The sequence below is a fragment of the Pedobacter sp. Leaf176 genome (assembly GCF_001424305.1).
Classification (GTDB): domain Bacteria; phylum Bacteroidota; class Bacteroidia; order Sphingobacteriales; family Sphingobacteriaceae; genus Pedobacter.
In genome coordinates, this window is the sequence record NZ_LMPD01000004.1 from 105,406 (window position 1) to 127,091 (window position 21,686).

Consider the following 21,686-nt stretch of genomic DNA (forward strand, 5'->3'; position numbering starts at 1 on the left):
CAAGTTAATAATAATTAAAGTGTTCTTCGATAAATTCTAGTATTGCCTAAATAGTATTTAAAGCCTATGCTGTAAACGTTATAGACATCTGGATTGTAGTTTTCAAATTTTGTAGGCGGATCATCATATCCATCTAAGCCTTCTCCAAATGTAAAGTTTGTCTGTGCATTAAAATTAAGAACATAACGTATAGCGCCCCACTTATCATTAAAGTGAAAATTGATGCCTAAATTAACCGGTACCCAAAGGCTAACACTTTCATCTTTACCTGGAAAAGGACCGTCGCCCGCGCCGTCGGAATAGCTTGGTCTGTAACGTACGATATCAGTAATCTTATTATCTATAGCACCTAAGCCGGTTCCTAAATAAAGGCCTTTGATTTTATATAAAAAATCAGTCTTATTGTAATCTATAAACTCGCCGAGGCCAATTTTCAAGTTGACATTTATGCCCCTGTATTTATTCACAAACTGCCTGTTGTTCGGATCAGTCACGATATCACCCCCCTGAATCATGCCGTATTGAGCTTCCAGACCCAGTGTTACAAAAGGTGTAAAATGATGGTCGATATTTCCGGTAAATGTATAACCCCAGTTGCCATCAACTACATCTGTCCGGGAATAATTTGCGCCCGCCCCAAAGCCGTAAGACCACTTAAAATAATTGGATTGCGCATTTGAAAAAAAGGTGACGAACAATAAAAAAATGGTTAGGGAAATAACTTTCAGAAATTTATAGTTCATATGTTTACAAAAATAATATGTTTATTGAATATCTATACATTTGCTTTTGGAATTATGACAAAGTACCAAAACTTTAACAATTCGTTGGAAAACAGGTTTATCAAATATGTAACAGTTGATACACAGTCTGATCCCGGATCGCCCACCTGCCCTTCGACAGATAAACAAAAAAAACTGGGATTAGAGCTTGTAGAAGATCTTTTAGAATTGGGGTTACTCGATGCCCATATGGATGAAAATGGATATGTGTACGCAACAGTCCCCGCAGTGACAGACAAAGAAGTGCCGGTGATTTGTTTCTGTTCGCATATGGATACTTCGCCCGATTGTAGTGGCGAAAATGTAAAACCGATCATTCATGCCAATTATCAAGGCGAAGATTTGGTTTTACCTGATGATGAATCGATAATCCTAAAAAAATCTGAACATACAGATTTGCAGTTCCAAATCGGCAACGACATTATAACTGCAAGCGGAACCACTTTACTTGGAGCGGACAATAAGGCAGGCATTGCTGAGATTATGGAAGCTGTAGGTTTTTTTATGCGAAATCCTACGGTTAAACATGGCACTATAAAAGTTTTGTTCACACCCGACGAAGAAATTGGAAGAGGTGTGGATAAGGTTGATTTAAAAAAATTATCGGCAGATTTTGCTTATACGATAGACGGGGAAACGTTAGGTTCGATTGAAGATGAAACCTTTTCTGCTGATGGTGCAACGTTAACAATAAACGGAGTAAGTACCCACCCTGGCTTTGCGAAAGGAAAAATGGAAAGTGCCATAAAAATTCTGGCAGAAATTTTATCCGCTTTACCAAAGGACAAATTAACCCCGGAAACAACGTCGGGCAAAGAAGGCTTCATTCATCCTGTTGGACTAAAAGGACAGGTAGAACAGGCCGAAGCACAATTTATTATTCGTGATTTTACAGATGAAAAATTAGCAGAGCACGAAAATCTGTTAAAGGAAACTGTGGAAAGTGTCATGAAGAATTATCCGAATTCAACTTACAATTTGGAGGTTAAAGTGCAGTACAGAAATATGAAAAAGGTATTGGATAAGAATCCAGAAATTGTGGCATATGGAATTGAAGCTATAGAAAGGGCCGGCGTTAAAGCAAAAAAACAAAGTATTCGTGGCGGAACTGATGGGTCGAGGTTATCGTTTATGGGTTTGCCATGTCCGAATATTTTTGCAGGCGAACACGCATTTCATAGCAAGCAGGAATGGGTAAGTGTTCAGGATATGGAAAAAGCCGTGCAAACAATCATTAATATTGCATGCATCTGGGAAGAACATAGCTAAATATTTATCTAATCATATTTTGACTTCACAGCTTCAATCGAAATAATTATTTCTGCTTAACTCGGTCAATATCCTGAAATTTGTTAATTTAAATGTATGACAACAATAGAAAACTCTTTTATAAAAGTTGAAATCGCAGCAAAGGGTGCTGAGTTGCAGTCCTTATTTAGTAAAGATACCGGAATTGAATACTTGTGGAATGGCGATGCTAATTTTTGGGCTAAACACAGTCCGGTTTTATTTCCTATTGTTGGCTCGCTAAAAAACGACAGCTACATCTACAAAGATAAGACCTATCATTTACCAAGACATGGTTTCGCCCGTGATAATGAGTTTACAGTAGAAAAAATTAGCGATACACAAGCTATTTTCACCCTTAAAGATACGGAGGACACTTTAAAACATTTCCCTTTTCCTTTCGAGCTGAAACTTACTTACCAAATTATTGAACGGAAATTAAGCCTTAGTTACACTGTAATTAATAAAGGCAAGGCGAAGATGTATTTTTCTTTAGGTGCTCACCCCGCCTTCGCGGTTCCCAACACGCCAAACACGAATTACGAGGATTATTACCTTGCTTTTAATGACGATGAAAGGTTAACCTTTTGGAAACTTGAAGAAGGTTTAGTTGCTGATGAGACCGAAACTATAGAACTTAACGGACACAAATTAAATTTAAAACATGCGCTCTTTTACAATGATGCTTTGGTTTTTAAGACACTTCAAAGCGATTGCATCAGTTTGCTAAATACCAAAAATGATTATGGCTTGCATTTCCATTTCGATGATTTCCCTTTCTTCGGAATCTGGGCAGCCAAAGATGCATCCTTTGTATGTTTAGAACCCTGGTGTGGTGTTGCCGATGGTGTCGACCATAATCAACAATTAATTCATAAAGAAGGGATCATAACGCTCGACGAAGGTGAAAAATGGGAGCGGCACTGGGAAGTAGAATGTTTTTAAGAATTTTTGCACATTTATTACCCCTAAAAATGTCTTAAATACACCCATTTAATATTTTCTATGTTGATTAGCTTGGTCTAAACAAAAAGCAAAGCTATGACAAACATGCATCCTTATTTAAACTTCGATGGCCAGGCCGAAGAAGCATTTAGCTTTTACAAATCGATTTTTGGTGGTGAATTTATCGCACTAATGAAAATGAGCGATGCTCCGGGTTCAGAACAATTACCAGAAGAAGAGAAAAACCTGGTCATGCATGTCGCGCTACCCATCAATGAAAATTTAATTTTAATGGCTTCAGACTGTGTCCCATCTGCAGGCCATGTACTGAACAAAGGCAATAGTATGTACATTAGCGTTAGCCCGGATAGCCGGGGAGAAGCAGAGCGCTTGTTTAGTGGCTTATCCGCCGGAGGCGAAATTGAAATGCCTTTGGAAGACCAATTTTGGGGCGATTATTTTGGTAGTTTTAAAGACAAATACGGAATTTGTTGGATGATTAATTTTGGTAGCTACAAGTAGTTATAAAAGAGGATATCATAATAAATTTGAACTATTATCTCGTTGAGCTTGTCGAAACGTTTATTTCTTTGACAAGCTCAGATAACAGATTTGGATTTATGATGCAGCCTTTTTATTTCGTTAATGCATCCCAAATCACTTCATAAACATCAGGTGCCTGGGGCTTCTTGTCTATTTTTGAGTCTGTTATCAGCACTGGTTTGAATGAATCAGGAACCCCAATTCTTCCATGCGAACCTTTAACCAAAGTCGCATCGAGCGGGATAACATCCATTACATACCTGAAACCTGCTTTTTTCCGGAGTAATTTATAACCCGCACGCAGCTTTGACGACATAAACATTTCAACAGGATCATAACCTGGTTTCTTATGAATATCAACACACCTTGCGTAATCTGGTGCCTTTGCATCGTCCAGCCAGAAATAATAAGTGAACCAGCTATTTTCTTTAGCGGTAACAACGAAATCGCCCGAACGTTCGTGGTTAATGTTGTATTTTTCCTGCTCTTTTTTGTCTAGAATCAGATCAACGCCCGGTGTATTTTTAAGCAAATTTTTAACTTTATCAGTTACGCTTTTATCATTTATATAAATATGAGCGATCTGGTGGTCGGCAACGACAAACGCTTTTGAAGCACCCGGATCTAATAGTTCCAGGCCCCGCTCTTCTCTGATTCCAATTAAGCCATTTTCCCTGAAGATTCTGTTCAGGTGGACAGGTTTATTTGCAGGCTCTATACCGTACTCGGAAAGTAAAATGATTTTCGCACCTTTTTTTTCGTAAAAGTTAACCAGTTCTTCAACCACCTGATCTATCTCTTTTAATTGAGTGCTTATATTATCGAAATCAGGACCGAACTTTTGAAGGCAATAATCTAAATGAGGTAGGTAGATCAAGGTAAGCGTTGGGTTGTGTAATTGCTCCGTTTCCATCGCTGCATCGGCGATCCACCTGGTCGATTTAATGTTTGCACCTGGCCCCCAAAATTGAAAAAGAGGAAACTGTCCGAATTTTTTCTGTAAATGATCGCGAAGTTCGGCAGGCTGAGAGTAGCAATCTGGCAGTTTACGCCCGTCCGCAAGGTAATTTGGGCGTGGTGTTACCGAGTAGTCTGCGTTGGAATACATGTTGTACCACCAGAACATATTCGAACAGGTAAAAGACGGATCTTCTTTTTTCGCTCTGTCCCAGATTTTTTCCGCATCAACAAGCTTGTTAGATTGTTTCCAGAATTTAATTTCACTATCCATGTTGTCGTACCAGCCGTTTCCAACAATGCCATTTTCCGAAGGATACTTTCCGGTGAGGTAACTTGATTGAACGCTGGTGGTTACCGCAGGTAACAAAGGTTCAATGTTGGTGAAATTTTTTTCAGCAATGTATTTTTTAAGAAAGGGCGTATGCTCGCCAATTACGGAGGAAGATAGGCCTACAATATCAATAACAACGGTTTTATGCATAATTTAAGATTCTAAAATATTTTTAACCCATTGTAACTCTCGAACGATAGAGTCATTTAATGGCGCTTTTAACGATGCCGGCAACACTTCCCAGGTGTACGTTTCTACCTCAAGATGGTTTGTAAATGGCATGTTTTTGTGATAATCCAGAACCGTTCTGATATCAGATTGGGTGGATTGTATTAAACCCATATCTTCAACAAAAATAGGAACATGAAAGTGTGCCCGCCATTCTGTAGAATCTAAATTTTCCCTGTCTGCCAAAGCATCTGACAGGTCGGGATAACGAACTAACGTTGCGTCATTTTGTTTTGAAATTACCTGGTGTAAATAAGTTGGCTCATCGAAACGAGCCAACGTATCAATTACTGCATTTCTTTCTGAAACTGACGCTGGTAATTTTGCTTTCAAAGCCGCACTGATTTGAAGTTTTCCTATCAAAATACCTTTCTTTTTCAGCTCATCGATAATTTCGGCGTGTGGCTCATAGCCAATTGCGAAATGGCAGACGTCATAACACAAACAGATGTGTTCTTTTATAATTTCCTGGCTTAATTTTTCTGATTTAAGTAAAATATTTTCGTACCAATCGATAAATTCAGGACCTGATTCTAAAAAGCCATCAGGTTCGGGTTCTATATCAAGGTGAAAGGTTTTCCCTGTTCGATCTTTTAATTGTCTTAGTTCTTCAGCTACTTTTAAAATATTTTCAGTTGCCGCAGCTGTTGCAATTTCACGCTCATCTGCACCAGAAAACCAGGGCTTATAACTTAAAGGAGAAGTAGAAATGCTTCCGTTTATACCTTCAGGCAGGATATCGGCGAGAATATTAAATAGTCGAATCGTGTAGTCGAGACGTTCGTTGGTGGTCCAGTCGGGTGCATGGACCTGATCTTTTACCCTCGTATGGTGAAATCCTCCGTAGGGGAATCCATTCATTGTAAAAACGTATCCGCCAACGTCGCTTAGCCACTGTTTGAATTCTTGGAGACGATTGCTTTCCAACAGCTCAATGCTTGCCAAATTCGAAAGGCGAAGGCCAATACCCATAGGTTTTTCGGGCGATAGCTGAGCCTTTAAAACAGGAAAACTATCCTTTAAAACCGCAAAATGTGCAGCCCAGCTTTCGCCCGCGTAAATGTTGGTACAGAAAGTTATATGTGCTGAATTAATTTCCATTGCAGTTTAAATTGTCGATTGAAGATTTGCATATTGATTTAATATTTCTGCAGCTTGTTTCAACAGTTCGGTGTCCATTTCGTGAACTTCTTCACCACTTCCAATCCCAGTTAATAAAGTGATGGTTAATTCACCACCTAAATGCTCCCTAAATTCTTCCAGGCCTCGCAGAATCGGGCTGTTTCCATTACTTACCTGTAACAATGGGTGTGTGAGCTCGAAACCGAATGCTTGAATTAACTTTATTATCCTTTGCGAATCTTCTTCGCTTATTCTTCCGGATAATTGTGAATAAACCGTATCCAGCGCAATGCCCATAGCTACGGCTTCTCCATGCCTGATTTCGAAATTGGTAAGGTATTCAAGCTTATGTGCGCTCCAATGGCCAAAATCAAGCGGACGGGCAGAACCGCTTTCAAAAGGATCGCCGCCTCTGATGTGCTCCATGTGCAATTTTGCACACTTCCATATCTGATAATTCATCGCCTCCATGTTTCTGTTTGACATCGCTTCTGCATTTGCCTCCAGCCATTCAAAAAAATCGCCATCTTTAATCAAAGCTACTTTTATTGCTTCGGCAATACCCGAACGCCAATCGCGATCGGATAAAGTGCTTAAGAATAAATCATCATTAAACACGGCTACTGGTGGTGAAAAGGTACCCAAAAAATTTTTTTTGTTGAAGTAATTGATGCCATTTTTAACGCCAACCCCCGAATCATTTTGCGATAAGACTGTTGTTGGGATGCGGATATGTTTGATGCCGCGATGCGAAATATTTGCGGCGTAGCCAACCATATCCAGCAAAGCACCACCACCGATAGCCGCGATAAAAGAGTGGCGGTCGATGCCATAAGTATTTACAGCTTCCAAAACCCCATCAAAATATTGCGTTTCATTCTTTACGACCTCGCCTCCCGGGATAACCATAATGTCCTGAACGACTTGGATTTCGTTGTATTTATTGAAGTAATTTTTTATGTTTTGATTTAAGTCTGGATGCGCATTTGCAACTCCTTCATCGACTACAAAGAAAATTTTTTTTACCGACTTCGCCGGATTTAAACCTGCCAGAAAACTGCTGAACAAATCATTTTCAACTGAAAAAAGGGCAGAGGTAAAGAAGACGTTAAAGTTGTATTGAACAGTAAAACTTTGTTGTAAGTGTCCCATATAAATTGGATATTCTTTTTGCTAAAATTAAGAAATCAGGTAACCGCGAATAATTTCGAGAGCCAGATAGATAAGGGTAAAAGCGCCGCAATGATAAAGGCGGGAATCAGCGCATCAAAAGTAACCGCCCAGGCGGCGTCCATCAATATTAAAGAGATAACACCAGCTTTTACTGCCCCACCAATATTTTTACCAATTGGGTTTTTTATGGCTTTAGATAAGGGTTTAAATATCATCCAGGCGAAAGGTAAAAGAAAAAGCAGCGACCATAGCAAACGTTCATTTGCGAAAGCAAACCAGGCAATACTGCCGATAACAATTGCATACAAAACCGCAGCCAGGTAAAGGTTTTTAATGTGGCCTCCATGTACTTCCCCTCGACTCGTCATGGTTATTGAAAAGATGTAAATCACTGGAATTATTGCCAGAAAATAGTTATGGTGAAGCATTTCTGGCACAATGCTTAAACCGATTAATAAATTCAAGCCACGGCAAATGCCCATACTCAGCGGACCGAAAAAAGGATGGTGCTTGCCAATTTTATTGTACAAAAGCGCAAAGCAACTCACAGCAAATGCAAGTAAACCTGAGGTTAAGCTGATTAATGATGCAAGCGAAATTCCGGAAACCAGTAAAACCGTTCCTAAAATGGTTGCATTGGTTATACTAATTATCCCACTCGGAATCGCGCGTTCCGGCCTTTCAATTTTATCGAGTTCGGCGTCGAACACATCATTGAAAACAATCCCTCCGCCATACAAACAAGCGGTAGACAGGCAAAGACAAGCGATTTTGAGCCAGGGTGTAGCTATGCTCTCAATCAGGATACCTGAAATAGCAATGCCCGCGAGAATATCAGCAACAGATGTCACAATATTTGCAGGGCGCATAATGCGCAGGTAAGCGAATAATTTTCCCAATGTTATTTAACTGATGATGATTGAAGATTTATCAGTACGCGGTTGTTGTCCACCACGTAAAATGGTATTGCCTTCAAATTTTTCCGTTTGGTCGATGTTTTTTGGCACAGTAAAATCAGCTTCGTCTATTTGTCCGCTTTGCGCAAAAGCCGTAATCGCATTGCGGTACGTTACCAATTCTATATCCGCATCGCTGATGCCCTTCAACTTCATTAAGGCAGCGGTTTTAGGTACTGCCAATGGATCGCTAATGCCCCAATCGGCAGCAGAATTGACCATTATGCGTTCGGAACCATACTGTTTAACGATTTCGACCATCCGCTCGTTGCCCATTTTTGTAAAAGGATAAATGGTAAACGCAGCAAAGAAGCCTCTGTCTAAAACTTCTTTTACGGTCTCTTCGTTATTATGGTCAATGATGATTTGGTAAGGGTCTAAGCCATGTTCCAAAGCAATGTCCATGCTGCGTTGCGTTCCTTTTTTCTTATCGCGGTGCGGGGTATGAATCTGAACCGGTAATCCGGCTTCTTTCGCCAGTTCCAGCTGTAGACGATAATATTTTTCTTCTGCGGCAGTTTGGTCATCAAAACCAACCTCGCCGATACCAACCACGCCTTCCTTGTAAATAAATAAAGGCAGAATTTCCATTACCTGCTCGGCAAGGGCTTCATTATTGGCCTCTCGTGAGTTTAAGCCAATGGTACAATAGTGCTTAATACCAAACTGAGAAGAGCGGAATCTTTCCCAACCGATTAGGCTGCTGTAATAGTCCCTGAAACTATCTAAACCGGTACGCGGCTGCCCCAGCCAGAAAGCCGGCTCAATTAATGCAACAACCCCTGCGTCGGCCATCGCCTGGTAATCATCCGTTGTGCGGGAAGTCATGTGCACATGGGGATCAAAAAAATTCATTCCCTTAACGGCACTTATGTCAAACGCCTCAGGTTCACCCATCGTCGCCTTATCTCTTTCAATTGAATTGCTGCAACACATTTTATAAAATTTAATTTGTAGTCAGATTTTTTGTTCTATTTACTTAGCGTACTAAGTTCGGGAATTTGACTGATATATGCTTTGGCAGGTTCATAATCAGACTCAGAAATGGCAAGCGCAATTGCTTCATGCTCCAATCTATCGTGATTGTTTAAACCGATTTTAATGGCGTCGAAAATCTGCCCGTCTATAAAGGGACCGGCCAAACGCCACAATTGCGGATTTACTTGCCGGCCTGCGGCATAACGCTCGCGGGCATAATCGCTCAGCGTTAAAGCAAGCTGCTTGTTTGCCCGCTCATCTAAGCCGTTTATCTTGCTGATGTTTTTCTCAGTAAAAAAGGCTTTCAGAACCAGCTGGTTCCAGGCGGCTTCATTAAGGTATTTTGAAGGATAAGGATTGTTTTCCATAATGGATTCCAGCACAGAACCAATATTGCTTCTGATACCTTCAGCACATCTTTTTACCCAGGTTTCTGGCTTAGCCAGAAAAGGCAATGCAGAATACAAGGCCTCGGCTTCATTCATTTCAGGAGCTAAAAACAATTGCTCTATAAGCCGATGAGATTTTTCAGCATCAGCAAAACTATGAACGCTGAGCAACCAAACCCTTGCCAGCCGGTCGATTCTCCAATCGGTTACATAACCTATACCCACTTCTTCGGCTCGCAGTTTCTGCAGTTCCGAAATTCGTAGCGTGGTTTTTCCCGTTTTACGGGGAAGCATTACAAAAGCTTGTCCTAATTTACTGATTTCATCTGCCGAAGCAGCCTTTAAAAGCCACTTAAATGCAGTTTCATCTGTGTTATCTTTTATAATGTTCGAAAGCAGTTCGTTTATATTTCCAAAATCATCACCAATCGCCATAAAAAACACATTTTAAGTTATGCAAAGACCGCTGCCGAAAACAAATAATTAATTAGCAAGGCCCCCGCAATAATAAGCAATCCAAAAAACTCTCTGGTTTGCTCTATGTAAGGTTTTGTTGCCTGCATACTTTCTACTAAACTTGGCTTGTTGTATTTTGTAATCCAATCGCGGACACCATCTTTTGCAAAGAAAATTTTAGTCGCGTAAATCAGGTAGAATGCAATTAGGCCCAGGTAAATGTAAGGGTAAAACAAACCCGCAGCAGCCAACCCACAGCAAATCGCGGCAGCCATATAAATGGGAACCCAAAGCCAGGAGTCTTTATCATTAAGGTTAACATATGCAAAACCAATAAAGGAAATGCAGAAAATTACATTGAGTATTATTAAAATCATTTAAATAAATTTATATAGATTAAGCTAAATCGATTTTCTTTGACTAACAAAGTTATTTAATTCGAATACTATTTTGCACTAAAGATTGTAAATTATATATAGCTTTTTATTTTATGACAAAATATCAAGGGCACAATTAAACCCTACAAAAAAAGGAGTGCAGCGACACTCCTTTGTTCTAAAACGTATGAAAGCCCCTAATCTTGGACCTTAATCTCTGTTCTTCTATTTATCATTCGGCCATCTTCGCTATCATTACTACTTATAGGGTCTTTTTCCCCATGACCAACAATCGTGAAGTTGGAAGCATTCAACCCGGCGTTTACAAAATACGATTTAACTGAATTTGCCCTGTCAATAGATAAGGACATATTATGCTCGGGAGTTCCCTCTGCAGATGAATAGCCATTTAATACAAATTTCGTATCAGGCGATTTTTTCATTTCAGCTACCGCTTTATCCAAAATTGAAAAGGATGCAGTTTTTAAAACGGAAGAGTTGAATTCAAACTGAATGTTGTCTAAGCTGAAATTTGGTTTATCTGCTGGAGCAGGTTGTTCAGTTTCTTTTTGAGGAGCAGGTTCTGGCTTTTTCTCTTCAACCCCTGGAGCAGTTTCTGTAACCGAAGCGGGAACAGGCTTAGCAACCATCTTCTTCGCCTTACATGAATACATTGTGATTATCGATAACAAAATTAGTGCGGAAAATAAATAGTTTTTAATAAAATTCATCTTGTGTAGAGTTATGGTTTTTGATTTTTACAATTATAACGGCTTTTTTAGATGATTTGTATTCACACCAATGCCCTATGTCAGGTGGATATAGCATTTGTGTTTTATTAGCGAATTGTTTGAAAATCCCGCTTTTCAGGGGATTACCCATATCCATTATGAAAGGTTTTAATCTGGGTAAATTTTAGCAATAAAAGACATGTTTAAATGTAAAAGTCGCCTGCAGATAGTAAACTTGGCTCTAATTAAAGATAAACCCTCGAATTTGGCATATAAAATGTAAAATGCTGTAAATCATTTATGTAAAATAGAGGAAGTTGAGGCGAATGTTGAAAACTTATGGTAAATTTTAGGGATTCTTAACAAGAAATCCGATTTTTTTTTGAATTTTTGAGATCTAAATAGAGGAGCAAAAATTGTGACTCGTGTAACGTTTTCTAATTGGTCTTAATATGTTAAATTCGGCATTGAAATCGGTAATGTTATTCAGGCTTTCGCCAGAGAAAATCTTAGAATTGGGAAGATTTATTCATTCTGATTCTAACTCCCTTATAGTATTAACATCGGTTAGGGAAATTTCCAGTGGAGCTGTCTTTGAGGAGAAGTCGAGCCTGGAAATTCTTTTTGAACAGTTTGAAAAACATGCTGATTCCTTTCTTCATGCTAACAGATAAATTCCGGGCGTAATTACCTGATGTATCTTTAAGTAAATGAAAATTAATAGGATTTAGGAACGGTTGATAAATAAAAATTTTTGATTGGAAATTCACTTCAGTTGGTCGCGTAAGAAATGTGCAGATGATCGTTATACCTAAATAAAAGCAAAATGGAACCTGTGCGTAACAGATCCCATTTTTATATAACTGGATGGGTTTTCTTATAACCCAAACACTTCATTCGACATCGTAGCAATTTAATTATTTAGCCAAACTGCGCAGGTAAATATTACCATAATTTGAGCTGATGTCATATTCAGGACCTTTACCCGGCACGGCTGTTATAGATGTAAAAAAGCTTTGCTCCTTCTGTTCTGTTGGCTTTAAATTCAGGTTGCTGTAAATTTTTCCGAAACGATTGGTAAGCGTTATTTTACCGATTTTACTTTCCGTTAAACTTGCATCGATACCGCCATATTTTGCATCAACTTTTATAGGCCCATCAAAATTACTTAGTTCTACCATCCCATAAACAGATGCTAAATCGGTAGCTACGTTTGCCGGAACTTTAATATCGAGCGTAATTTCCATATCCTTTGTTTGATAGTAAGAAATTTTATTTAAGCCGTTTTTCTCTTTGCGGTAATTATCCATGTCTGCCTTGCTTGTGAACCGCGTTTTTATACCATTTTCCACTACGAAGTAAGCCTCGGGAATTGCATCCATATCCAGTTTATTACTTATCGTGATTTTGCCATTAGCAGTTGATTCTATAAGACTGAAAGCATTGTTATTTTCGCCCTGATTGATCTTTACGCTAGCCTCTACCGAAACTTCATTTTTATCCCAGGTACTTACCCGAACTACCTTAGGGTAATCAAATCGCAGCTCAACAGTCTGGCCTTTCGCTACCGGATACAACTTGGTAATTTTCGTTTGAGAAAGGGCAATACATGGCATTAAGGCTATAAATAGCCAGATAAATATTACTTTCATGATTTGATGATTTAAAAGTGAACCTGCCCAAAGGCAATACAAGATTACGTTAAAAAAGCGTTTAGGATTGTAATTAAGAGGCTTATTTCTCTCTTAAATAAACATTTTTGTAGTTCGATTTTAATATCACATCCGCACCGCCGCCGTTCAACTTGCCTTTAAGCGTTTCCCTATCTCTGTTGCTGTATGAATTAATGCTAATGATATTTCCTTGTCCATTTGATGAATAACCTGTCGTTGTTGTTGCAATATTTTGTGATGTAGTCGTAAGTGCTCTTATACTCCCTTCGGGAAATGAAGATTCTGTTTTTTCGCTGGCATTCTTATCCATTGCAATTTTAAATCCTTCACCAGCATATAAGTTACCATAACTTGTACCCAGTTCCACATTCGCCTTTGTACTTGCAGGCATCGAAACATCTACATAACCATAAACTGATACTATAGAAACCGGACCTTTAATTTCACCTGAGAAAATTGCATCTACCGAACCGTAAAGGGTTTTTATATTCATTGGTCCCGAGTTGTTTTCCAATTTTATCTTATTGTAACTTACTGAAACTTCGATTTCGTTTTTTAAATTTTTCAGAATCAACTCTTCCTGATTGGTATTTGTGTTATTGAACGCAATTTTAATACTCTGCGGAACCTTAATTGTTATGATACCCAAACGAGTACCTTTACGAACCGGGTTTACATTAATTTCATCGCCTTTTTCAGAAACATCAATACCCATTCCGGTATTATCTACAAAACCCGAACCGCTGATTACGCGAAGTCCCTTTGCGCGCTCATCTACTACATCATTTTCAGATTTTGCCGTACTGAAAATAATTTCATTGCCGTTGTAACCTTCTACAATCGCACCGCTGATGTTAAGGTTTAATTTGCCTGCGCTTTTGGCCAGCTTGTACTCTTTCTGAGCTGAAGCCGACATCGTGATGACCACGAGTGAGAAAAGTAATGCTAGTTGTTTTTTCATTTGTTTGTTTTTATAATTTATCTTCTTTTAATAGTATGCTGTAAGCTTCATCTTTAACGGCATCAAATGTATTTGGGTCGTTAGCGAGGGCATAAAGCTTATCGTTTATGTTTAAGTTTTTCATTTTGCCCAGAATGTTTACCAATCCAAGCTGTACCATTGGGTCGCTTTGTGTGTTTAATGAATGTATCAGCATGGTAGATACATGAGCATCGTAACTGTACTTTTCGAGTACACTTAAAGCAGCCAGCCTCACATTACTATTTTCATCGTGATTTAAGGTTTTAGCTAGTCTATCCAATATATCGTTGCTCATCTGCTTCGATTTTTCGATTTCAAGTATTGCGGCAAGTCTCGTGCTTGAAGAGCTACTATCACTCAAATTCTTATAAAGACCATCAGCGTCAACTTTTCCAGGAAGCTGTCTGAAAACCGGCATTAATTTCTTCGGCGCAACTTTAGCAGCAAAACGATTTTCCTTAGGGACTGAAATCACCTTTTCCGCTTCGGTATTACTCTTGAGAATCTTTTTCTCAGGTTTGGATGTTTTATTCAGTGCCATGTCCGCCGTGGGAGATAACATATTATTTTCCCTGGTTAGCAAAAAAGCTGTGCTAAAAGCAATTAAAACCGAGGCAGCTATCAGCCATTTTGAACCCGGCCAAAGCTTTTTAATTTTTTGTTCCTGTGGAGGATTTAGTTGCGCTTTAAATCTTTCCAGATTAAAAGCAGGTGCTTCAAGTTCATCGAATGCTGCCCTGTTCTGTTCCACAAATTCTTTTAACGGATCATTCATAATAAGACTTGTCTTTTAACTGTGATACTATTTTTTTCTTTGCCCGGTGGTATTGCGTACGCACCGTAGTATGTGAAATTCCAAGCAAAGTTGCAATCTCTTCCTGGCTCATTTTTTCAAAAAGGTAAAGGTTTAAAATTGTTTTGTAGCCATCCGGTAAATCTTCGATACTTCTTTTCACATCCTCAACCTTACACTCAAAAATTTCATTTTCGTCAACATCATATTCAGCTTCAGCTGCAATTTCCATTTCGCTCATATCAGTGAAAGCGATTTTTCGCTTTCTTAAATGGTTAATCGACCTGTTAATTGCCATTCGCCTTACCCAGGCTTCAAAACTTACTAAACCTTTCAGCTTCTCCGGCTCACTAAATACCGTAAAAAACGTCTCCTGAAGGATATCTTCAGCCTCTCCCGTATGCGATACGATGCGGCTGATGGAGTTGTAAATGCGCCTGGCGTAGCGGTTGTAAAGACTGGTATATCCATAATCCTTACCCTGTAGGCACATTACAATCAATTCCTGATCAGTTATCTGTTCTTTAAGTTGCAATGTTATATTGTTAATTAGCGTCGTAAATCAGAGTTCTATCCGTAAGTCGCAGGATAGCAAATAATGTTGCATCATACTAAGAATTTTTTTAAATACTTATTGATACAAGATAACATAAAACATGGAACCTGAAAGGCAGATGTGGCATGAAAAGCTGATTATTTCATTACTTTTGTCGCCATGATTTCATTTTTCGAGGCTTCGCTTAAGCAACTTTCCATCCACCATACCGGCAACAAATTAGTAGAAGAATATTATAAATTATCTGATGCACCATTAAAAATTCAGGATGAGTTGCTTGGGAATTTGCTGATGCAGTTTTTCCTTAAGCCTTTTGAAAAAGTGAATGAAGTTTATCATTTTTACCATCCTAATGATAATTTACAGCTTAATGAAGTGTTCCACTTTGCAACGGAGATTTTTGAAAACAATGAACGTTTTCACGAGGATTCGCAACAATTGGCAAAGCACTTATATGACGTTGCGAACCATCCGAAAATAAAATCGGGAGAGCTTTACGTAGCCTATTTTGAAAAAGTGCAAATTGAAGGGGAGCAGCTTGATGTGATAGGTATTTTCAAATCAGAAACTAAAGATACTTACCTGAAAGTTTATCCTGAACAGGATGGTTTCGGGATGAGTTATGAGCAGGAAGCCATCAGCATTAATAAATTAGATAAAGGCTGTTTGATTTTTAATGTTGATAAGCAAGAAGGTTATAAAGTTGTGGTTTTAGACCAGGCAAAAAGCAGTAATGACAGTGCTGTTTACTGGAAAGACGAGTTCCTTAAATTGAAAATCCGTAACGATAGCTACAACCAGACCAATAATGTTTTAGGTGTTTACAAAAATTTCGTAACACAGAAAATGGATGATGAATACGAAATAAGCAAAGCGGATAAAATAGACTTGCTTAATCGTTCCATGAAGTATTTTAAGGAGAAGGAAACGTTCGATATTGATGAATTCAGTAATGAAGTTATCGGGAATGCTGAAGGAATTGAATCATTTAAAAATTACAAGAAAGATTATGAGCAGGAATATGAGTCGCCGATTGCTGATAGTTTCGAAATTGCTGAGTCAGCCGTAAAAAAGCAGGCTCGTGCGTATAAAAGCGTATTAAAATTGGATAAAAACTTTCACATTTACATCCACGGTAATAAAGATATGATTGAGAAAGGCTACGATGATGATAAATCAATGAATTACTACAAGGTTTATTTCAGAGAAGAAGAGTAGTTCAATCTACAGTTCCCAGTTTACAATTGCCAATTTAAAAAGCATACCACCTACTGAAAATTGAACTAAATTCTTTGTTGTGCTTTGAGGGCCAGATAACGGTTGATACGTCCCTCCCGACCAAGGTCTGTGTCCTCACAGACCTGCTTACTGAATTCTTCAAAAACGTTAGACACCTCATATATTATTCAGAGATTTTTAACATCCTTAAAGTATTTTCTTTAAACACGCTTTTTTTTTCATATTAGATAATAAGGTAAATTGTAAGTATTTTTAAGTCTATGGATAGTGATAAACTTTTCGAGCAAAAACGTTATTCAATAATGGCTATTGGAGAAGTTTATTTTTGGACAGATACGATTAAGGATTGGCAAAATGTATTCACAAGTGAAACTTATGCAAAAATTGTATTAAGTACATTAAAGAATCTCAAGAATAGAAAGTTGATTGTCGTTTATGCATTTGTGCTCATGCCAAATCACCTCCATATTATTTGGAAAATGGCGCAGATGAATGCAAAGGAAATGCCACACGCAAGTTTTAACAAATTTACCTCGCACAAAATATTTGAGGATATGAAAGCTAATGCAATGGGAAATTTGCGAAACTTTGAAGTGCACGATCAAGAACGTAAATTAAGGCTTTGGCAAAGAGATCCATTGGCTACATTGATAGATTCCAAAGAAAAAATTGAGCAAAAGATTGATTATGTCCATCAAAACCCATTACAGGAAAAATGGAATTTGTGCGATACTCCTGAAAATTATAGGTTTTCATCAGCAAAATATTACTTAACAGGCACGGATGAATTCGGTTTTCTTACAGATTACAGAGAGGAGTTTTAGTTTGAATGACGGTCTGTGAGGACACAGACCTAGGACTCGGTTCCCAGTTTACAATTGCCAATTTAGAAAGCATAACGCCAGTTAAAAATTGAACTAAATTCTTTGTTGGGCTTTGAGGGCCAGATAACGGTTGACCACATTTACAGTTAGTTTCTGTGGCGGCGTTAAAATGGAAAGGATTCCGTGTTTATTTAACTCGAGTGTCATTAGCTTTTTCTCATAAATAAATTTCTCTGCAATGGTTTTATGGTAAATGCCTTCTAGATCTTTTGCAGGCTCGCTGCTTAAGATTTTCAGTTCCGTATTTTCGAAAAATACAACCAGCAACAAATGGTATTTTGAAATTCTTTTTAGATAGGGTATTTGCCTTTGCAGGGCAGATAAGCTTTCAAAATTGGTGAAGAAAACGACCAGACTTCGTTGTTTAATTACAGAACGAATGGTAGAATATAGCGCTTCCATATTGCTTTCCAGGTAACGCGTTTTCTCTTTATATAAAACCTGTATGATATGACCAAGTTGAGCTGCTTTCCGCTCCGCGGGAACCACAGTGCCAATTGTTTCAGATAGGGTAATCAATCCGGCTTTATCTTGTTTAAGCATCGCAACTTTTGACAGGGCGACACTTGCGTTTATGGCGTAATCCAATAAACTTAGACCCTCAAAAGGCATACGCATGGTACGGGATTTATCGATTACACAATACACGTTTTGCGAGCGCTCATCGGTATATGTGTTCACCATTAAGCCTCCTTTTCTGGCCGTGGCTTTCCAATTAATCGTTCGAATATCATCACCACCTACATAATTTTTGATTTGATCGAATTCAGAACTTTGACCAACTTTTCTAATCTTCTTAACTCCGAATTCTGTTAAATGATTGGAAACAGCCATAAGCTCATACTGGCCTAAATTTATGAATGAAGGATAAACGGCAAGGATTTTGGCTCCATCGAAATTGTATCGCCTTTTTACCATGCCGATAGAAGAGGCTGTATAAACCCGAATAAAACCAAAATCGTATTCACCGCGTTTTGTAGGGCGTAAATTGTAGTGGATCGATTTTACATCACCGGCTTTGAGGCTCAATCTGAAATCTTTATCGCGGAGTTGAAACTGAAATGGCACTTCATCGATAACCCTTAAATCAATCGCGAATCCATAACGATTTTTAACTTCAATTTGAATTGGATTTTCATCGCCGTTACTTAGCCTTTTGGAAGTTAAACGATGAACTTCAACCCCATTTTTGTTTCGGTATAAAATGAAAATATCTAAAAATAATAAAGAAAATACCAGCCCTGTAGCGATTTCAGGTATTTCGCCAAGCCACCTGAAAAAGAACTTCAAAATAAAAAGTAGTACGCAAAAAGCCAATGCACCAAACAGGCGATCGGATAAAAAAAGGTTTGTGCAATACTGCTGAAAAATCTTTTTCAAATGTTAAACTTATTTAGTACTAACTGGTAACTGAAAATTGATAATTGAAAACAGATCTACCTGGGTATTTCGAGTCTTTTAATAATTTGATTTACGATATCGGTAGTCGTTATGCCTTCCATTTCCTTTTCTGGAGATAGTAAGATCCGATGCGCCAGCACCGGAATGGCCACAGTAATAATGTCATCAGGCGTTACAAAGTCGCGATTTTGAATGGCAGCCAGGGCTTTTGCACTGTGTACAATTGCAAGCGATGCCCTCGGCGATGCACCTAAATAAAGAGATGGATTATTACGGGTTTCATTAACAATCTTTGCAATGAATTCCAGCAGTTTCGGTTCAACAAACAGGTTGCGGATAATGCCACGTGCAGCCTGAATTTGTGCCACCGATAAAACTGGTTTAACCTCTGCCAATAGCGTTTTATTTACCAAAGCATGTTGCGCCATTAGGATTGCTGTTTCTTCTTCAAGTGAAGGGTATTTAATCTCTATTTTAAACAAAAACCTATCTAATTGCGCTTCAGGTAAACGATAAGTTCCCTCCTGCTCAATCGGATTTTGAGTGGCTAAAACCATAAAGGGTTCGTCCATTTGGTAGGTTGTTCCGTCAATGGTAACCTGTCTTTCTTCCATCACTTCGAACAAAGCCGATTGTGTTTTTGCGGGTGCCCTATTAATTTCATCAACTAGAATAATGTTGCCAAATATCGGACCTCGTCTAAACTCAAAATCCCCTGTTTTCGTGTTGAAAATGGGTGTTCCCAATACATCAGAAGGCATTAAATCGGGCGTAAACTGTACCCTAGAAAATTGTGCGTCGATTGATTTTGCCAACAATTTTGCACTTAGGGTTTTAGCAACACCGGGCACACCTTCAATTAAAATATGACCATCGGCGAGCAAGCCTACAATCAAAAAATCGACAACCTGTTTTTGGCCAATGATAATGTTGCCCAGTGCACTTCGAATGTGGGTTACGGCTTCGTTTAGTGCACTTAAATCTGTTCGCGGGTTAAATTGTTGTTGTTCCTGCTCCATTAGGCTTAGTATTTTTGTAAAACTGTTCTATAATATTGTTAAGGCCGATTAATTCTGCATCGCTAAATTCCGTAAAAGTTGGTATTTGCAAAAAATACCTGGTTAAAGTTTTGGCCAGCGTTTCATTAATCCCTGTTTTTAGCTGTAAAGTTTCTGCAAAATCACGCTGAATGTCATTTGTTTTAAGGTAGTAGCGGCTACGCAGGTGTTCCATTAAATAATTAATTTTCTTTTTGGCGATATCAAGGTTATTTCGCTCAGAGTAATATACGCTACCAACAACATGTGCAAATTCGACAGATGTATTTGTATAGGGGTCGGCTATGGGAATAACTCTTTGCCTGCGTTTTATATCATAAAAAACAAAAAGTAGTAAACTGAAAATACATAAGTAATAAGCATATTTCAGTTCAGGGTGTTTAAATAAAACCCGTAATAAATCTGTTTGTCCAGTTTTAGGTGTGGTGAAATATTCATCGTAAATTAAGGTTTTGGTTCCTTGCAAATAGCTGAGTGTTTTTGCAGCATATTCAGCTCCATATTTATCAAGCAAATTGAAATTACTGTAAAATCCTGGTCCGGCCATTAAATAAAGGGCGCCTTTTCCAAAGCTATATTTTACAAAATTGACATGGTTATTTGCATCTATACCTAAAACTGTTGCTTTAGCAGTATCTATTTTACTAAAATATTGATTTCCAATACCTTTCTCAAATCCATAATTAACAACGGTTTTCAAGTTTGGATTGGTAAAATTTACGGAACTTCCATTTGGCGAAAATGAAACGGATCGTTTAAGTTTCAAATCTTTTTCTGCTATCGCTCCTAAATCGTAGCTGGCAATAAAGACATCATTTCCAGCAGTAATGTATTTTTTTAACTGTTCAATATCGGCCTTTTCTATTTTAATTTGTGGTGCAATAATAATGTAGGTGCTGTTTTGATAGCCTTTATTTTTAAAGGTATTATATATAGATGTAGCAGAGGTTTTGATATCTGCTCTTGGTAGGATGTCTTTTATTCTATTATAAAAAATGAAGGTGCCGTAAGGTATTTTGTCTTTCTTGGCATAAGTCGGCGACCAATCTGTTGGGCTTGGCTTGTTGAATTGAGCAACGAGGTACAACAGTATTAATACCAGTCCGATAGCATAATAAACCTTATATCCCTTCATCTAATCTGCGCATTAAAGTGGTTAAAGGATTGGTTAATTGGCTCAAATTTCTGTTCATCAACAGGATAATCCCCATACCAGATGTAATTGAACTGATGAGTTAAATTGCCGAATTCGTTTTTAATTTCAGGCTTTGATATTTCTGTTAAATAGTTGTAATTGGTTTTTTCCGGCTGCCACTGAATGAATTCTGCATCGCTTAATTTTTTTAAAGTCCGCAGATATAAAAGCCTTACGGCAAGCCGGTATTTTCCTTGCTCAATTAGTTTTTGGATTTCAGTCTCGTAATCAATTTCATGGATATTCTCATTTAAAACATCATAAGGGAGAATCGTTTCTTTTGATTTTTTTCTGAAAATATTTTCTGATCCGATTATTTTAATAATAATATAGAGCAAAATAGCAACGCCTGCCCCGATAAAGAAGTACTTTGAAAGGGGGTTTGAAGCCGCGCCTCTAAACAACTCATTTACCATCCTCCAGAATAGCATCCAAAATCGATCCCAAAGCGACAAATCCCGTGTTGCAGCGTCGTCATATTGAAATTCTCTCTGTTCAGCGTAGGTTTCCAGAGCTTCCCTATTAAATTTTGCTGGCCTTATTTTACTGCTATCTATTTTAACGGTTTCTATTTGTTGCGGCTTTAAATATTTTGCATGGCCGTTTATTGTTGCAAAAAGCAAGCAAAAAATAATCAAAAATTTAAA

22 protein-coding genes are annotated in these 21,686 nt (G+C 38.2%); 5 read left to right on the top strand and 17 right to left on the bottom strand.

Translation table 11 applies throughout. The features are described 5' to 3' along the window. Nucleotides 1–14: 14 nt before the first annotated feature. Nucleotides 15–743: a hypothetical protein gene (locus tag ASF92_RS12950; RefSeq protein ID WP_056093573.1), complete on the bottom strand. Its 729-nt coding sequence runs from the start codon at nt 741–743 to the stop codon at nt 15–17. Nucleotides 744–797: 54 nt separating this feature from the next. Between ASF92_RS12950 and pepT the strand changes: the two genes are divergently transcribed. The 3 genes from pepT to ASF92_RS12965 all read left to right on the top strand — a co-directional run bounded on the left by pepT (nt 798) and on the right by ASF92_RS12965 (nt 3,536). Further along, entirely contained in the window at nt 798–2,051 is a 1,254-nt protein-coding gene (gene pepT / locus ASF92_RS12955) for a peptidase T (protein WP_056094471.1), read from the top strand. 96 nt (nt 2,052–2,147) lie between these two features. After that, the gene (locus ASF92_RS12960; protein ID WP_056093576.1) at nt 2,148–3,014 is read left to right on the top strand and encodes an aldose 1-epimerase family protein; all 867 of its coding nucleotides are present in this window, start codon (nt 2,148–2,150) and stop codon (nt 3,012–3,014) included. Nucleotides 3,015–3,110: 96 nt separating this feature from the next. Further along, a complete protein-coding gene (locus ASF92_RS12965; RefSeq protein WP_056093580.1) occupies nt 3,111–3,536 on the top strand; it encodes a VOC family protein in 426 nt (141 codons plus the stop codon). 112 nt (nt 3,537–3,648) lie between these two features. On the opposite strand, the gene ASF92_RS12970 is transcribed toward ASF92_RS12965, so the two are convergent. From ASF92_RS12970 to ASF92_RS13030, 12 genes are all read right to left on the bottom strand, one after another. Beyond that, the gene (locus tag ASF92_RS12970) at nt 3,649–4,998 is read right to left on the bottom strand and encodes an alkaline phosphatase family protein (protein ID WP_056093585.1); all 1,350 of its coding nucleotides are present in this window, start codon (nt 4,996–4,998) and stop codon (nt 3,649–3,651) included. A 3-nt stretch (nt 4,999–5,001) separates the two neighbouring features. Further along, nucleotides 5,002–6,177, bottom strand: coding sequence for a metabolite traffic protein EboE (eboE, locus tag ASF92_RS12975; RefSeq protein ID WP_056093588.1), 1,176 nt, complete (start codon nt 6,175–6,177; stop codon nt 5,002–5,004). Between the two features lie 6 nt (nt 6,178–6,183). After that, a complete protein-coding gene (locus ASF92_RS12980) occupies nt 6,184–7,350 on the bottom strand; it encodes a 3-dehydroquinate synthase (protein WP_056093591.1) in 1,167 nt (388 codons plus the stop codon). A gap of 35 nt (nt 7,351–7,385) precedes the next feature. Beyond that, nucleotides 7,386–8,270: a UbiA-like protein EboC gene (gene eboC, locus ASF92_RS12985; protein WP_231729812.1), complete on the bottom strand. Its 885-nt coding sequence runs from the start codon at nt 8,268–8,270 to the stop codon at nt 7,386–7,388. Nucleotides 8,271–8,276: 6 nt separating this feature from the next. Continuing rightward, nucleotides 8,277–9,263: a TatD family hydrolase gene (locus ASF92_RS12990; RefSeq protein WP_056093597.1), complete on the bottom strand. Its 987-nt coding sequence runs from the start codon at nt 9,261–9,263 to the stop codon at nt 8,277–8,279. A gap of 35 nt (nt 9,264–9,298) precedes the next feature. After that, complete coding sequence (locus tag ASF92_RS12995; RefSeq protein WP_056093601.1) at nt 9,299–10,129, bottom strand: EboA domain-containing protein; 831 nt, start codon at nt 10,127–10,129, stop codon at nt 9,299–9,301. Between the two features lie 17 nt (nt 10,130–10,146). Next, nucleotides 10,147–10,527 carry a transmembrane 220 family protein gene (locus tag ASF92_RS13000; RefSeq protein ID WP_056093605.1) on the bottom strand — a complete coding sequence of 127 codons (381 nt, stop codon included), beginning with the start codon at nt 10,525–10,527 and terminating at the stop codon, nt 10,147–10,149. Between the two features lie 197 nt (nt 10,528–10,724). Further along, nucleotides 10,725–11,258 carry an OmpA family protein gene (locus ASF92_RS13005; RefSeq protein ID WP_056093607.1) on the bottom strand — a complete coding sequence of 178 codons (534 nt, stop codon included), beginning with the start codon at nt 11,256–11,258 and terminating at the stop codon, nt 10,725–10,727. A gap of 917 nt (nt 11,259–12,175) precedes the next feature. Next, complete coding sequence (locus tag ASF92_RS13015; RefSeq protein ID WP_056093615.1) at nt 12,176–12,910, bottom strand: hypothetical protein; 735 nt, start codon at nt 12,908–12,910, stop codon at nt 12,176–12,178. Nucleotides 12,911–12,992: 82 nt separating this feature from the next. Next, a complete protein-coding gene (locus ASF92_RS13020) occupies nt 12,993–13,892 on the bottom strand; it encodes a DUF4097 family beta strand repeat-containing protein (protein WP_157263872.1) in 900 nt (299 codons plus the stop codon). A gap of 10 nt (nt 13,893–13,902) precedes the next feature. Next, nucleotides 13,903–14,688 (bottom strand): HEAT repeat domain-containing protein, encoded by a 786-nt coding sequence (locus tag ASF92_RS13025; protein ID WP_056093620.1) that lies wholly within the window; start codon nt 14,686–14,688, stop codon nt 13,903–13,905. Next, nucleotides 14,681–15,241: an RNA polymerase sigma factor gene (locus ASF92_RS13030; protein ID WP_056093625.1), complete on the bottom strand. Its 561-nt coding sequence runs from the start codon at nt 15,239–15,241 to the stop codon at nt 14,681–14,683. The genes ASF92_RS13025 and ASF92_RS13030 overlap by 8 nt, the downstream gene beginning before the upstream one ends. Nucleotides 15,242–15,421: 180 nt before the next feature. On the opposite strand from ASF92_RS13030, the gene ASF92_RS13035 reads away from it, so the two are divergent. Together ASF92_RS13035 and ASF92_RS13040 are read left to right on the top strand one after the other, a co-directional pair. Then, nucleotides 15,422–16,480, top strand: a complete 1,059-nt coding sequence (locus tag ASF92_RS13035; protein ID WP_056093628.1) for a nucleoid-associated protein — start codon at nt 15,422–15,424, stop codon at nt 16,478–16,480. Between the two features lie 281 nt (nt 16,481–16,761). Next, nucleotides 16,762–17,325, top strand: coding sequence for a transposase (locus tag ASF92_RS13040; RefSeq protein WP_197413294.1), 564 nt, complete (start codon nt 16,762–16,764; stop codon nt 17,323–17,325). A 93-nt stretch (nt 17,326–17,418) separates the two neighbouring features. On the opposite strand, the gene ASF92_RS13045 is transcribed toward ASF92_RS13040, so the two are convergent. The 4 genes from ASF92_RS13045 to ASF92_RS13060 are packed head-to-tail and all read right to left on the bottom strand — an operon-like array spanning nt 17,419 to nt 21,677. Further along, nucleotides 17,419–18,765 (bottom strand): DUF58 domain-containing protein, encoded by a 1,347-nt coding sequence (locus ASF92_RS13045; protein ID WP_056093632.1) that lies wholly within the window; start codon nt 18,763–18,765, stop codon nt 17,419–17,421. 56 nt (nt 18,766–18,821) lie between these two features. Beyond that, on the bottom strand, nt 18,822–19,805 hold the full coding sequence (locus ASF92_RS13050) for a MoxR family ATPase (RefSeq protein WP_056093635.1): 984 nt from the start codon (nt 19,803–19,805) through the stop codon (nt 18,822–18,824). Then, entirely contained in the window at nt 19,780–20,979 is a 1,200-nt protein-coding gene (locus ASF92_RS13055) for a DUF4350 domain-containing protein (protein WP_056093639.1), read from the bottom strand. Before ASF92_RS13055 ends, ASF92_RS13050 begins: the two co-directional genes overlap by 26 nt. Further along, complete coding sequence (locus ASF92_RS13060) at nt 20,976–21,677, bottom strand: DUF4129 domain-containing protein (RefSeq protein WP_231729813.1); 702 nt, start codon at nt 21,675–21,677, stop codon at nt 20,976–20,978. Before ASF92_RS13060 ends, ASF92_RS13055 begins: the two co-directional genes overlap by 4 nt. Between the last annotated feature and the right edge of the window lie 9 nt (nt 21,678–21,686).

Bases quoted from the DNA above. Each gene is read 5' to 3' on its own strand.
- ASF92_RS12950 (WP_056093573.1), bottom strand. From the start codon at position 743: ATGAACTATAAATTTCTGAAAGTTATTTCCCTAACCATTTTTTTATTG.
- pepT (WP_056094471.1), top strand. From the start codon at position 798: ATGACAAAGTACCAAAACTTTAACAATTCGTTGGAAAACAGGTTTATC.
- ASF92_RS12960 (WP_056093576.1), top strand. From the start codon at position 2,148: ATGACAACAATAGAAAACTCTTTTATAAAAGTTGAAATCGCAGCAAAG.
- ASF92_RS12965 (WP_056093580.1), top strand. From the start codon at position 3,111: ATGACAAACATGCATCCTTATTTAAACTTCGATGGCCAGGCCGAAGAA.
- ASF92_RS12970 (WP_056093585.1), bottom strand. From the start codon at position 4,998: ATGCATAAAACCGTTGTTATTGATATTGTAGGCCTATCTTCCTCCGTA.
- eboE (WP_056093588.1), bottom strand. From the start codon at position 6,177: ATGGAAATTAATTCAGCACATATAACTTTCTGTACCAACATTTACGCG.
- ASF92_RS12980 (WP_056093591.1), bottom strand. From the start codon at position 7,350: ATGGGACACTTACAACAAAGTTTTACTGTTCAATACAACTTTAACGTC.
- ASF92_RS12990 (WP_056093597.1), bottom strand. From the start codon at position 9,263: ATGTGTTGCAGCAATTCAATTGAAAGAGATAAGGCGACGATGGGTGAA.
- ASF92_RS12995 (WP_056093601.1), bottom strand. From the start codon at position 10,129: ATGGCGATTGGTGATGATTTTGGAAATATAAACGAACTGCTTTCGAAC.
- ASF92_RS13000 (WP_056093605.1), bottom strand. From the start codon at position 10,527: ATGATTTTAATAATACTCAATGTAATTTTCTGCATTTCCTTTATTGGT.
- ASF92_RS13005 (WP_056093607.1), bottom strand. From the start codon at position 11,258: ATGAATTTTATTAAAAACTATTTATTTTCCGCACTAATTTTGTTATCG.
- ASF92_RS13015 (WP_056093615.1), bottom strand. From the start codon at position 12,910: ATGAAAGTAATATTTATCTGGCTATTTATAGCCTTAATGCCATGTATT.
- ASF92_RS13020 (WP_157263872.1), bottom strand. From the start codon at position 13,892: ATGAAAAAACAACTAGCATTACTTTTCTCACTCGTGGTCATCACGATG.
- ASF92_RS13025 (WP_056093620.1), bottom strand. From the start codon at position 14,688: ATGAATGATCCGTTAAAAGAATTTGTGGAACAGAACAGGGCAGCATTC.
- ASF92_RS13035 (WP_056093628.1), top strand. From the start codon at position 15,422: ATGATTTCATTTTTCGAGGCTTCGCTTAAGCAACTTTCCATCCACCAT.
- ASF92_RS13040 (WP_197413294.1), top strand. From the start codon at position 16,762: ATGGATAGTGATAAACTTTTCGAGCAAAAACGTTATTCAATAATGGCT.
- ASF92_RS13050 (WP_056093635.1), bottom strand. From the start codon at position 19,805: ATGGAGCAGGAACAACAACAATTTAACCCGCGAACAGATTTAAGTGCA.
- ASF92_RS13055 (WP_056093639.1), bottom strand. From the start codon at position 20,979: ATGAAGGGATATAAGGTTTATTATGCTATCGGACTGGTATTAATACTG.